The organism is Thermicanus aegyptius DSM 12793, from assembly GCF_000510645.1.
In the GTDB taxonomy this organism is placed as follows: domain Bacteria; phylum Bacillota; class Bacilli; order Thermicanales; family Thermicanaceae; genus Thermicanus; species Thermicanus aegyptius.
The window spans coordinates 1,075,871-1,087,733 of the sequence record NZ_KI783301.1 but is presented as its reverse complement, the minus strand read 5'-3'; the positions used below and the strand labels follow the sequence as shown (position 1 = coordinate 1,087,733).

The 11,863-nt window shown below is 51.8% G+C and carries 11 protein-coding genes; 3 read left to right on the top strand and 8 right to left on the bottom strand.

All coding sequences use genetic code 11. The features are described from left to right. Positions 1–44: 44 nt before the first annotated feature. The 8 genes from THEAE_RS0105835 to THEAE_RS0105800 all read right to left on the bottom strand — a co-directional run bounded on the left by THEAE_RS0105835 (position 45) and on the right by THEAE_RS0105800 (position 8,387). Complete coding sequence (locus tag THEAE_RS0105835) at positions 45–1,325, bottom strand: adenosylhomocysteinase (protein WP_028986813.1); 1,281 nt, start codon at positions 1,323–1,325, stop codon at positions 45–47. Positions 1,326–1,405: 80 nt separating this feature from the next. Then, complete coding sequence (gene bshC, locus THEAE_RS20080; protein WP_156920558.1) at positions 1,406–3,025, bottom strand: bacillithiol biosynthesis cysteine-adding enzyme BshC; 1,620 nt, start codon at positions 3,023–3,025, stop codon at positions 1,406–1,408. An 88-nt stretch (positions 3,026–3,113) separates the two neighbouring features. Beyond that, positions 3,114–3,500 (bottom strand): DUF3397 family protein, encoded by a 387-nt coding sequence (locus THEAE_RS0105825; RefSeq protein WP_028986812.1) that lies wholly within the window; start codon positions 3,498–3,500, stop codon positions 3,114–3,116. 210 nt (positions 3,501–3,710) lie between these two features. Further along, positions 3,711–4,208: a PaaI family thioesterase gene (locus tag THEAE_RS0105820; protein WP_156920557.1), complete on the bottom strand. Its 498-nt coding sequence runs from the start codon at positions 4,206–4,208 to the stop codon at positions 3,711–3,713. A gap of 73 nt (positions 4,209–4,281) precedes the next feature. After that, positions 4,282–5,814 (bottom strand): acyl-CoA carboxylase subunit beta, encoded by a 1,533-nt coding sequence (locus tag THEAE_RS0105815; protein ID WP_028986811.1) that lies wholly within the window; start codon positions 5,812–5,814, stop codon positions 4,282–4,284. Positions 5,815–5,948: 134 nt separating this feature from the next. Further along, on the bottom strand, positions 5,949–6,716 hold the full coding sequence (locus THEAE_RS0105810) for an enoyl-CoA hydratase-related protein (protein ID WP_156920696.1): 768 nt from the start codon (positions 6,714–6,716) through the stop codon (positions 5,949–5,951). Positions 6,717–6,819: 103 nt separating this feature from the next. Beyond that, complete coding sequence (locus THEAE_RS0105805; RefSeq protein ID WP_028986809.1) at positions 6,820–7,032, bottom strand: acetyl-CoA carboxylase biotin carboxyl carrier protein subunit; 213 nt, start codon at positions 7,030–7,032, stop codon at positions 6,820–6,822. Beyond that, on the bottom strand, positions 7,029–8,387 hold the full coding sequence (locus THEAE_RS0105800; protein WP_084213446.1) for an acetyl-CoA carboxylase biotin carboxylase subunit: 1,359 nt from the start codon (positions 8,385–8,387) through the stop codon (positions 7,029–7,031). The genes THEAE_RS0105805 and THEAE_RS0105800 overlap by 4 nt, the downstream gene beginning before the upstream one ends. Before the next feature lie 153 nt (positions 8,388–8,540). On the opposite strand from THEAE_RS0105800, the gene THEAE_RS0105795 reads away from it, so the two are divergent. The 3 genes from THEAE_RS0105795 (at position 8,541) to THEAE_RS0105785 (ending at position 11,862) form a co-directional block, all read left to right on the top strand. Next, positions 8,541–9,011: an N-acetyltransferase gene (locus THEAE_RS0105795; protein ID WP_028986807.1), complete on the top strand. Its 471-nt coding sequence runs from the start codon at positions 8,541–8,543 to the stop codon at positions 9,009–9,011. A gap of 244 nt (positions 9,012–9,255) precedes the next feature. Further along, positions 9,256–10,746, top strand: a complete 1,491-nt coding sequence (locus THEAE_RS0105790) for a spore germination protein (protein WP_028986806.1) — start codon at positions 9,256–9,258, stop codon at positions 10,744–10,746. An 18-nt stretch (positions 10,747–10,764) separates the two neighbouring features. Beyond that, positions 10,765–11,862 (top strand): GerAB/ArcD/ProY family transporter, encoded by a 1,098-nt coding sequence (locus THEAE_RS0105785; protein WP_028986805.1) that lies wholly within the window; start codon positions 10,765–10,767, stop codon positions 11,860–11,862. Position 11,863 lies beyond the last annotated feature (1 nt).

Below are 11,863 nucleotides of genomic sequence, written 5' to 3'. Positions count from 1 at the left end.
CCTTCGATCTCTGCTTTATGAACCCCGAAGAGCGGAGATCGAGATTATCCTTCATCCAATGCCCAGCTTTCCAGGTATTTCTTCTGCTCGGGGGTGAGAGCGTCGATCTTCACCCCAAGGGACTCCAACTTATACCGGGCCACCCGTTGGTCGATCTCCCTGGGAACGGGGAGAACCTGGGGGCCTTTGGCTTTATCCTTGTCCTGGTGCAGACGGTTCACATAGTCTAAGCTCAAAGCCTGCAGGGCAAAGGTCATATCCATAATCTCCGCCGGATGCCCGTCGCCGGCCGCCAGATTGACCAATCTTCCTTCGGCGAGGAGATAGAACTTCCGTCCGTCATGGAGCCTGAATTCCTCGATATTCTTCCGCACCGTCCTTTTCGACTCCGAGAGAGCCTGCAGATCCGGCTTGCTGATTTCCGCATCGAAATGGCCCGCATTGCTTAAAATAGCCCCATCCTTCATGACCGCAAAATGTTCCTTCCGGATCACATCCTTATTCCCGGTCACGGTGATGAAGAAGTCGCCGAGGGGAGCCGCATCCAGCATTGGCATCACCTGAAACCCATCCATATAGGCCTCCATCGCCTTGATGGGATCCACCTCCGTGACGATCACCTTGGCCCCAAGGCCCTTCGCCCGCATGGCCACCCCCTTGCCGCACCATCCGTAGCCGACCACCACCACCGTCTTCCCCGCCACCACCAAGTTGGTCGTCCGGTTAATGCCGTCGAAGACCGATTGGCCCGTGCCGTAACGGTTATCGAAGAGGGACTTGGAGAGGGCGTCATTGACCGCCACCATGGGAAAAGCAAGGCTTCCTTCTTTCTCCAACGCCTTTAAGCGGAGGATTCCGGTGGTCGTCTCCTCACATCCGCCCCGGATCTGGGAACGGAGATGGGAAAGCTCCCCATGCAGCAGGCGAACCAGATCTCCTCCATCATCGATGATGAGATCCGGCCTCGTTTTCAAGGTTAAGGTTAAATAATGGAGATACTCCTCTGCCGTCGGGTTATATTTGGCATAGACCCGAACCCCCTCCTCAGCCAGGGCGGCCGCCACATCATCCTGGGTGGAGAGGGGATTGCTTCCGGTAATGGTCACATCGGCGCCTCCCGCTTGAACCGTAAGGGCGAGACAGGCGGTTTTTGCCTCCAGGTGAAGGCAGATGGCCACTTTAAGCCCGGCGAAAGGTTTCTCCGCTTCAAATTTCTCCCGCACCCGCTTTAACACCGGCATATGTTCCATGGCCCATTCAATCTTCAAGCGCCCTTCCCCGGCTAAAGAAGGGTCGGAGATCAAGCTATCCGAAACTCTGTTCATTCGGTGATTCCCTCCTATGGAAATTCTTCGTAGTACTGCATGTCACTGCATCGAGCTTCATTAAACCGGACATTTCCGGGCTATAACCGAATCTCCTTATGATACCCGTTTGGCATAAGGGGAAGGCGTCGGAATAAACGCCACCACTCCCATCCGTACCGGTTTAAATAGGTAAAGAGGTTAAAAACCCGCTCCTGGGGATGCCCGTTCGGATTAAGCAGGTTTTTCGCCTGCATAAATTGACGGTATCCTTCCCTGTCCCGGGTGAGGAAAAACCGTTCGATCCGGCGCTGCAAGCCCTCCACCTGGGTGAGGAGAATGGCCAGATTCTTCTCTCCGTAGCGGGCTAATCCCTCATCGATTCCGGCAAGCTGCCCAAAAATCGGTTGGTAGAGGCGCCTCATTTCCTCCTTCACCCCTTCCAACCGTCCATTTAGGCCCAGATCATCCTGGCGAGCCAACCAATCGGCCAACGCCTCCTCCGCCCCGAGGAAGAGATCCTGAAAATGGAGGCCGTAACGGGTGTAGAGCTTCTGCACCGGACGCTCCACCAAGGTAGCCGCCATCCGGGGGATGATGGGAGGCATGGTGAAATGGTATGCATGGAAGATCTCCCGGAGGAGCCCCCAGTAGGAGATCTCACCAGGCCCCCCCACGAAAGCAAGAACAGGCAAAAGGTATTCCTGCATGAGGGGGCGGGTCACCACGTTACAGCTAAACCGTTCAGGATTCCTCTTCGCAAGAGTAAGGAGTTCTTCCCGCTTCCACCCCCTTTTTACCCGCTTTGATATGAAATTCACCCCATCTTGTTCCAGGAGGAGACGGGTTCCGTTTTCATAGAGGAAGAGATGGGCGGAATCCCGCTCCGATTCGATCTGAGGGGCGATGCCCAATCCCCTGACCTTCTCCTTCCCTCTTTCCAAGAGAGAAGAGAGGGTTTCGGGAGAACTGAGAAATTTTTCAACCATCTCTCCTTCCAAGGCGCGGAAGGCGGGATCGGCCGAATCGAGGAGAAGGAGCCCCTCTCCGGGAAAGAGGGTAACGAGGAGGCGGGCGAAGAATTCCGATAGGGTACGGCTTTCCTCTGCGAGGGGATATAATTTCCCCTTCAGTTCTTCGGTATGGGCGGTAAGGGGATGGTAGGAAAAAAATGAGTCAAGAAAGGTATGTAACCCATCGGAAGGAAGAGGGATATGACTAATAGAGGAACGTTCCTTTCCCGGATGGGGAATGCGAATCTTTTCCATCCCCTCCCCGTTCGGAACGTAAACGTGATTTACCTCATCCCAGTCGTGATCTTCGCCGGCGATCCAGAAGAGGGGAATCACCGGCACGTTTAACCGCTCTTCCTCCCTCTTTGCCACCGCAAGAATCGTAAGGACCTTATAGACGGTATAGAGAGGTCCGGTGAGGACTCCGGGCTGTTGGCCGCCCACCACAACCACCGCCTGTGGGTCGGAAAGTCGTTCCAATTGGGGGAGGCTTTCCTCGTTGCCTACTCGTTTATTATAATCGGCCAATGCCTCCACCATACGAAAGCGATTGACGTGGGGAGAATCCTTAAGGCGATGAAGCCTGATCCTGTAACTTTCCTCCTGGTATGGATCATAGTCGTAGAGATGCGCCACTTTCTCAAACTCTTCTTGATAGAGGCGAGCAAGAGGAAGAGAGAATGGAAGTGAATGTTCGTAGATTTCCATGAAACGAAGCTCCTTTATGTTCAATCCCTTATGTCTCTTCACACTATACCACTCTTCCCGAGCCTTTGTCTAATTGGAAGGATGGAGTCTATCCCTGCGCGAAGGAGAGCAGGATCCCTGCGATAAAGAGGATCAGGTAAGAGAGGGAGAAAAGGAGAAAACCGAAAAAGATGGAGGAGCGAATCACTCTGCCGGGTAAGATCTCTCCTCTTTTTTTCCATTGGAGGAACAAGAGAAGGGCGGCAACAAGCAGGAGAAGAGAGAGAAGCCACCAGAAGCCGTTCCATGACCCGGTGACCACCTTGAAAAGGTTTCCCACCGCGCTTAACAAGAGAATAAAGGTAATATAGACGGCCCATAGAAGGGATTCTTTCTTATTTCGGGTGCGAACATACGCGATCCCGTAGATCAGAAAAAAGGAGATAAAGGGAAACGTGGCGAAAAAACCATACAATCCGGTCAAAAACTGGATCATTCTACTCTCTCACCCCTTCGCTCCTTAGGATCATCGGGAAAATGCGGTTTTTCCTTCACCGATCCACCTGAAAGATCCGTTACGCATTATTATATTTTATTCGACAGAAAGCTTCGGTTTCCTCCTCTCTTCCCCTTTTTCCCCCTTTGGTTCCGTCATCTCGAAAAAAAGCCCCACCTCCATTATAACCGGGAAGGGAGACACGTTGGTTTACGAAGAGGAGGAGCCGAAATTTTCCGGCATGAGGACGGCCACCACCTCCCCAGTCACCGTCAGAATGCCGTCCGCATAAAGTTTGCTCTCTACAACCACTTTCCTTTCCCCCAGGCTTTTCATCTCTCCCCTCACTTCGAGGAGAACCCCCAAGGGGGTGGGTTTTAAAAAATCGACCTTTAGCGACGCGGTAACGAAACGGGGAACGGGAGCCTCATCTCCCGGTTCATGCCCCCTCGCCCGATAGAGGGCGAGGGAGGCGGACCCGGTGCTGTGGCAATCGATGAGGGATGCGATCAATCCCCCATAAGTAAAACCGGGAACCGCGATATGTTCGGGCCGGGGAAGAAATCGGGTGAGGGTCCCCTCCCCATCCCAAACGGTCCTAAAGTGTAACCCTTTTTCATTTAAACGCCCGCAACCGTAACACCAGGCGAACGAGTCGGGATAGTAATCTTGAATCGCTTTTGGCTCAACCTTTTCTTTTTCTTCCATCATTCTTCTCTCCAGTATCGATGATTTCCATATTCTTTTTATACAAGGACACTCGATCTTCCCCATATTTTCTTTAAACCGGGTAAACCGGGTGTTTTCGGGTGCTGAAGTGGAGCTCCTTCCGGCGATACACCTTCAGGCGGCGGATTAACTCTTCCCGCAGTTCTCGTCCCGGCAAGATCACGTCTACGATTAAATCGGAGGCCAGGCGGTAAATATCGATATCCTCCTGATACTCCTTCCGCTTCTCCAGGATGAAAGCCTCCCTCTCCTCATGATTTTCGATCGCTTCAATCTTGTTGCTGTAAACCGCATTGACGGCCGCCTCCGGCCCCATCACCGCGATCGAGGCGGTGGGAAGGGCGATGCAGACATCCGGTTCAAAGCCGGGCCCGGCCATGGCGTACAACCCTGCCCCGTATGCTTTGCGGACGATGACGGAGATCTTGGGAACCGTCGCCTCCGAGACCGCCGCAATCATCTTCGCCCCGTGGCGAATGATCCCCTGCCTTTCCACCTTGGTGCCGATCATAAAGCCGGGTACGTCCGCCAAGAAGAGGAGGGGGATCTGGAAAGCATCGCAGAGGGTGATGAAGCGGGCCGCCTTATCGGCGGAATCCACAAAGAGAACGCCCCCCTTGACCCGGGGCTGGTTCGCCACGATGCCGACCACCTCTCCATCGAGCCTGGCGAAGCCGGTAATCATCTCTTGGGCGAAAAGCTTCTTCACCTCAAAAAAGGAGTCGGCATCCACCAGGGCATCGATCAGATCATACATGTTAAAGGGCAGGTTTTGGTTTACCGGAATGAGCGTTTCAATCTCCTCCGTGTTTCTCTTCGGCGCTTTCTTCTCCCTGCCCGCCGGCTTTTCCCGATAATTCGGCGGAAAATAGGTGAGATAATTCCGGGCGGAGAGAATCGCCTCCTCCTCACTTTTGGCCAATACGTCCCCTACGCCGCTAACGGTACAGTGCATGCGGGCGCCGCCCATCTCCTCCAGGGTGACCTTCTCCCCGATCACCATCTCCGCCATCCGGGGGGAACCCAGATACATGCTGGCGTTTCCCTCCACCATGATGACGAGATCGCAAAAGGCGGGAATGTAAGCTCCGCCGGCGGCGGAGGGGCCGAAGAGAATGCATACCTGAGGGATCACTCCCGATAGTTTTACCTGGTTATAAAAGATGCGCCCTGCACCCCGTCTCCCTGGAAACATCTCCACCTGGTCGGTGATGCGGGCCCCTGCCGAATCGACGAGATAGAGGAGGGGGACCATAAGCTTCTCCGCCGTCTCCTGGATGCGAAGGATTTTTTCCACGGTTCGGGCTCCCCATGAACCGGCTTTCACGGTGGAATCGTTGGCCATGACGCAGATCACTTGACCATTCACCTTGCCGATCGCCGTCACCACTCCGTCGCCGGGCAGCTCTCCCGCCATGAAATTGGCAAATAATCCATCTTCCAATTGAAAATCGTCGTCAAAGAGAAGTCGGAGCCGGTCCCGGACGAAGAGTTTTCCTTGCTCCCGATTTTTCTCATGATACTTAAGGTGGCCTCCCCTCTTGATTCTCTCCCTTCTCTCTTGAAGAAGTTCTTCTCTTTCCATCTCTATCTCCTCTCCTTTATTACTTCCGATCCGACTCTTCTTCATCGCTTCCTTCCTGTCGAAGGAGACCCTTCTCCCCCCTGGGAGATGCTCCCAGGGGGAGATCGGTCCGTCTTTTTTCCGGATACCCGTCATCATTCTCCCGTAAAATTCGGCTTTCGCTTCTCCCGAAAGGCATGAAGCCCCTCCCGTCGGTCATTCGTCGGGATGAGGAGGCGGTAGGCGGACGTCTCCAGCTCCAATCCGGTATCTAGGTCGGTTTTCATCCCATGGTTGATCGCCCACTTCGCCTGCTTTACGGCGATCGGTCCATTGGCAGAGATCTCTTCCGCCCATTTTAAGGCGGTAGAAAGAACCTCCTCAGGGGGAACCACCTGATTTACGAGACCGATCGCCAAGGCTTCCGATGCGGTTATGGTCCTGCCTGTTAAGATCAGCTCCTTTGCCTTCGGGATGCCGATCAGGCGGGGAAGTCGCTGGGTCCCGCCGGCACCTGGAATGATCCCCAGCGTCGTTTCCTTTAGGCCCATCACCGCCCGTTCCGAGAGGATCCGTACATCGCAAGCTAAGGCGAGCTCCATTCCTCCCCCCAGGGCTCTCCCGTTGATGGCGGCAATAACCGGTTGGGGCAGACGCTCAATGAGGGTAAACGTATCCCGGATGAAGGGGATAAATCGGGCTACCTCCTCCTCCGTCATGGCAGCCCTCTCCTTTAAATCGGCGCCTGCGCTGAAAGAATCGGAGCCCGATCCGGTGATAACCACCGCACGGATGGAACCCTTCCTTTCCAGCCGATTTAAAGCCTCGCGAAGCTCCAACAAAATCTCACGATTTAGGGCATGATGCACTTCCGGACGGTTTAAGGTAAGGACGGCGATCGTTCCTCTTTCTTCATAGAGCATCAAAGGCAATCTCTCTCCTCCTCCCCCGCATTTGAAATCCTGTAGATCTTCAGGCGATCCAAAAGATCGGGACAAAACCGCTCTTTAGGTTCGTATAGGTATCCTACTCCAGCACCAGGAGGAGATCCCCTTCATTTACGAAGTCACCGATCCGGACCCTCATCTCCTTCACTCTCCCCCCTTCTTCCACCGTCTGGGGAATCTCCATCTTCATTGATTCCAAGATGACCGCATCTTGCCCTTCCGTGACTTCATCCCCGACGGAAACCGTAAGGCGGATTACCGTCCCCGCCATCGTTGCCCGAACTTCTTTCATTCCCTTCCCTCCTTCTTTTTTCGGATCCATTCCTCCAAGAAATGGGTATCATATTCTCCCCGGCGGAAGCGAGATTCGTTCAACACCTGTAGGTGAAGGGGAATGTTCTGTTTAATCCCTTCGATGCGAAACTCTTTCAAGGCCTTCTCCGCACGGATCAGCGTCTCTTCCCGATCCTTCCCCCAGACGGCCAGCTTTGCGAGAAGAGGATCGTAATAAGGAGTGACCCGGCTCCCCTCCTCAATCCCGTCATCCACCCGGATGCCTTCCCCTTGAGGGGGATTGTATACGCTTACTTTTCCTGGCGATGGATAGAAGGTAGAGGGGTCCTCCGCATAGATGCGAAACTCAATGGCATGCCCAAATCGTGAAATCTCCCTCTGCTCAAAAGGAAGGGCTTCCCCCCTGGCGATACGAATCTGCCATTCCACCAGATCGAGCCCGGTCACCAGCTCGGTGATGGGATGCTCCACCTGGAGGCGGGTATTCATCTCCAGAAAATAAAAATCCTTCCCGTCCTGGATAAACTCCACCGTCCCTGCTCCCCGATAGTTTACCGCTTTCGCACAAGCAACCGCCCTCTCATAGAGTAATCTTCTTCCTTCATCGGAAAGCATAGGAGCGGGGGTCTCCTCAATCACTTTCTGGTGGCGGCGCTGAATCGAACAATCCCTCTCAAAGAGATGGAGAACATTCCCCTTATCGTCGGCTAAGACCTGCACCTCCACGTGGCGCGGCTTTTCGACCCACTTCTCCAGATAAACCTTCCCATCCCCGAAATAGGCTTGGGCTTTTTGCCTCACCATTGAAAGCTTCTCCTCAAGTTCCTCCTCCCGGCGGACCACCTGCATGCCGATTCCGCCCCCACCGGCGCTCGCCTTTACCATGATCGGGTATCCAAGAGCGTGGGCATGCCCCAGGATCTCCCCTAGATCGGATGATTCCCCGTCCCATCCGGGAACGACGGGAACTCCTGCCTTGATCATCTGCCGGCGGGCCGATACCTTGTCCCCCATGAGACGGATCACTTCCGGTTCAGGTCCAATCCAGATTATATCCGCCTTTTTTACCGCCTGGGCAAATCCGGCGTTTTCCGAGAGAAACCCATATCCTGGATGTATGGCGTCCGCCCCGGTTTTCCGGGCGGCATCCAAGATCTTTTCCCAAGAAAGGTAACTCTTCGCCACAGGGGCCTCTCCCAGCGGGACCGCTTCATCCGCCTCCTTCACATAGGGAAGCTCCCGATCGGCATCGCTGTAAACCGCCACCCCGCCTATTCCCATCCTCTTCACGGTACGCAGAATGCGGCGGGCGATCTCTCCACGATTGGCCACCAATATTTTCTTAATTTGCATACAGCCCTCCTTGTTTCACACACCAAAATAGAACTTAATAGAAAGATTCTCCACCAATGTTGAAAAATCCTTGTCAAAAGAGAATATTTTCTATAAACTTTATTTATGATGAACGAACATGTTCTGCTGTTCGGAGAAAAGGGGGAAAAGGGAATGGATTATAGGGTAGAACGACTTAAGGTTAATTTTAAGACCCTAGAAGATTTTAAACAATTCAAAGAATATGGACTGGAAGAACTCTCTATGCTTGAAGATTTACAAGCCAACATCATCGAAGACAACAGCGACTCCCCTTTTTACGGTATCTATGATGGTGATCATCTCATCGCCCGGATGAGTTTGTACCGTATTTCTGCAAAGTATGACCGTTATTTTAACCCGCCCCAAAATTATTACGAGTTATGGAAATTGGAGGTTCTCCCTGAATACAGGAATCAAAAACTTGGAACGATGCTGGTGGAACATGCGAAAAGCTTAGGCCTTCCCATAAAGACGAATGCCCGTTTAGGATCCGACCATTTTTGGTTAAAAGTGGGTTTTATCCCTGTTCACTACCAGGCGGAACGGGACCGTGGCGAAAACCCATACGTCTGGCTCCCTCCAGGAACGTCACTGCAAGAGTAACTTAAATCGGTGGTAAGGATCGCAAGGATTAGGTCAGCCTACAAAAGGCTGGCCTTTTTCTTTGGATGAAGAGTGTAAAAGTAAATGCAAACTTTGTGCATAAAGAGGAGAGAGAATGGACAAGGGAGAACACCTTACGATGAGTTAAGTGATGAGTGGAATTCTTTGAGTAAGGAAGGATAATTTGGTTAGGCTAACCCTATAGAAAAAACATGCGGAGGGTAGACCGGAGGAGGAAGGACAGATGGATAAGAAACGCCCGAAGCAGATCCAATGGAGCAAAAAAAACGGAAAGACATCGAAAGCGTCGGAGCAGCGTAGCGATGGAAAGGCTGCCGATGCCAAGACGATTCAAGCCAAATCCTTCGCTTCCCCAAAGGAATCGGAGAAAAATCTTTTACAACAAATCAAAGAGAAATTGGGCAAATCCTCCGATGTCGTTTATGAACAACTCTCCACCGAGAAGAAACGGATGAATTTACTCTATATTAAACCTTTGTGCGATGATACGAAACTGTCGAGATCGATCCTCACCCCCTTCTTTGAAACGGGAACAGAAGAGGAATTTCGACGGGCCCTGCAATCACTTCCCAACACCTCTCCCTACGAAGATGAAAAGAATGCCATTGAAAAATTATTAAATGGACATGTCCTCATCGAATTAAACGGAGAGTATTACGCTGTTGACATCCGCTTAACTTCCAACAGCGTGATCCAGCCTACACAAATCGAAACGGTAATCCAGGGGCCTCAAAACGCATTTACCGAGTCGATCATGACCAACATCTATCTCGTCAGGAACCGGTATCATCAGCAGGGACTCCGGGTCGAGTTGAAGGAGGTGGGGAAATATACGAAGACGAACATCGCCCTCCTCTATGATGAGCGGTTTGTGGATGAGAAGGTCTTAGAGAGGATGGAAAAGGATCTAAAGAACCTGAAGGTCGATGTTCTGCTGGCTGCCGGCCAATTAGAGACGCACTTTACCCGGCGCAAGTATTCCCTCTTTCCCACCTACATGATCACGGAACGGCCTGACCGGGTGGTATACAATCTACTAAAAGGGAAGGTGGCCCTCCTCATCGACGGGACTGAGTTTTGTCTCATCGCTCCTGCCGTTTTTTATGATTTTTTCACTTCCATGGAGGATGAATATCAAACCTTCTGGATCAGCCATTTTCTCCTCCTTCTTCGCTACCTGGGCGTCCTCATCACCCTGCTCCTCCCAGCACTTTATGTCTCCTTAATCTCCTATAATCCAGGTTTCTTTCAGGTTCAACTCACCCTAGCCATCGCCGGAAGCAGGGCGCCCGTTCCCTTTGCTTCCGTTTTTGAAGTCCTCTTCATGATCCTTCTCATGGAGATGATTGTGGAAGCCAGCATTCGCCTGCCAAAGAGCATCAGCGCCACCGCCACTACGGTGGGAGGCTTAATCCTAGGACAGGCGGCAACGACGGCAGGTCTCGTCTCAGACATCATGATTATTGTCGTCTCTGCAGTAGCCATTTCCAATTTCGTCATTCCGATCAATACGATGATGTTCGCCATTCGGGTTATCAAATATCCCATCGTTATCCTTGCTGCGTTTTTCGGCACCATAGGCGTCGTGGTAGGTTTTTTTGCCGTCGTGTTTTATTTATCCAATTTGGAAAGCTTTGGCCGCCCTTACTTTAAACTTTTTATAGGACCTGAAGCGAAAAAAAAGGAGCAGGCGAAGCCAACGTACGGGATTTAAGCGAAAGGAGAGCTCTCCTTGAACCGATATCTCCTCTATCTCATCATCGTCAATGTCTTAATGAACGGGGTTGGCTATGTTCCCCGCATCTTGTTCGAAGATCGATACCAGGGAACGACCCTTTCCCTTGCATTGGCCATCATGACCGGAAATCTCCTCCTCTATGGCACGGTATGGCTCTTTTCACGTTTCCCGCATCAGGGGTTGCCGGAACTTATGGAACGATTTACTCCCCACTGGTTTCGCATCCCCGTCCTCCTCTTCTACACCCTCTATTGGGCCTATTTAGGGGTGAATACCCTCTTAATTCTTACCGATGTTAGCATACGCTATTTAAACACCGAGAGTTCCGACCTTCTTACCTTAAGCTTATTCATCATTATCGTTCTGATCTTTATTCGGCTCCCTTCCGAAAAACTTCTCTTCGGGATTGAAATCTTAACCATACTTGTTCTTCCCATTACGTTTTTTCTTATCTTCATCGCTCTGACACATAATGAGCTCCTTTGGAATGCCATGATGGCGGTGGCTACCCACTTGGACCCCCCTACCTGGAGCGCTTTTAATGCAGCAAATTATAGCCTTTCCGGGTATACCCACCTGATCATCTTCAATCGAGTTCTCTCCATCCCTCGCCGCACCTTGACCCAATACCTCCTTATGAGCCTCCTCTTTTCATTCTCGTTTTTGGTGATTTATTTCCTGCCGATCGGACTCCTCGGCGAGGAAGGCGTTGGCCTTTACGCATATCCTTGGATTGCTGCCGCAGATACGCTCCGCATTCCGCTAGGACCGATCGAGCGAGCGCTCTTCCCCTTTTTTATGGCTTATATCCTCATGGCCCTCATCATTACCCTGGTTCATTGGCATGTGGTCTTAAATCTCATCCGAAGCATGATCGGATTAAAAAATCTGCAAAAGAAAAATACGTTGCGGCATCTGCCAATCTTATTTCTTATTCTTTTTGGTTATCTCCTGTATCTCTACTATGAGCGTTTCCATGAAAGAGATTTTTATCTTTTAGGAAAGAACATGTTCAACTTATTCTTTCCGATTCAACTTAGCATCCTCCTCGTCCTCTTTTGGATCTATCATAGAATGCGAAAGGAAGGTTAAA

Coding starts and splice junctions, on each gene's coding strand:
- THEAE_RS0105835 (WP_028986813.1), bottom strand. CDS start 1,325: ATGAACAGAGTTTCGGATAGCTTGATCTCCGACCCTTCTTTAGCCGGG.
- THEAE_RS0105800 (WP_084213446.1), bottom strand. CDS start 8,387: ATGCAAATTAAGAAAATATTGGTGGCCAATCGTGGAGAGATCGCCCGC.
- THEAE_RS0105805 (WP_028986809.1), bottom strand. CDS start 7,032: ATGAAAGAAGTTCGGGCAACGATGGCGGGGACGGTAATCCGCCTTACG.
- bshC (WP_156920558.1), bottom strand. CDS start 3,025: ATGGAAATCTACGAACATTCACTTCCATTCTCTCTTCCTCTTGCTCGC.
- THEAE_RS0105815 (WP_028986811.1), bottom strand. CDS start 5,814: ATGGAAAGAGAAGAACTTCTTCAAGAGAGAAGGGAGAGAATCAAGAGG.
- THEAE_RS0105810 (WP_156920696.1), bottom strand. CDS start 6,716: ATGCTCTATGAAGAAAGAGGAACGATCGCCGTCCTTACCTTAAACCGT.
- THEAE_RS0105820 (WP_156920557.1), bottom strand. CDS start 4,208: ATGGAAGAAAAAGAAAAGGTTGAGCCAAAAGCGATTCAAGATTACTAT.
- THEAE_RS0105790 (WP_028986806.1), top strand. CDS start 9,256: ATGGATAAGAAACGCCCGAAGCAGATCCAATGGAGCAAAAAAAACGGA.
- THEAE_RS0105825 (WP_028986812.1), bottom strand. CDS start 3,500: ATGATCCAGTTTTTGACCGGATTGTATGGTTTTTTCGCCACGTTTCCC.
- THEAE_RS0105795 (WP_028986807.1), top strand. CDS start 8,541: ATGGATTATAGGGTAGAACGACTTAAGGTTAATTTTAAGACCCTAGAA.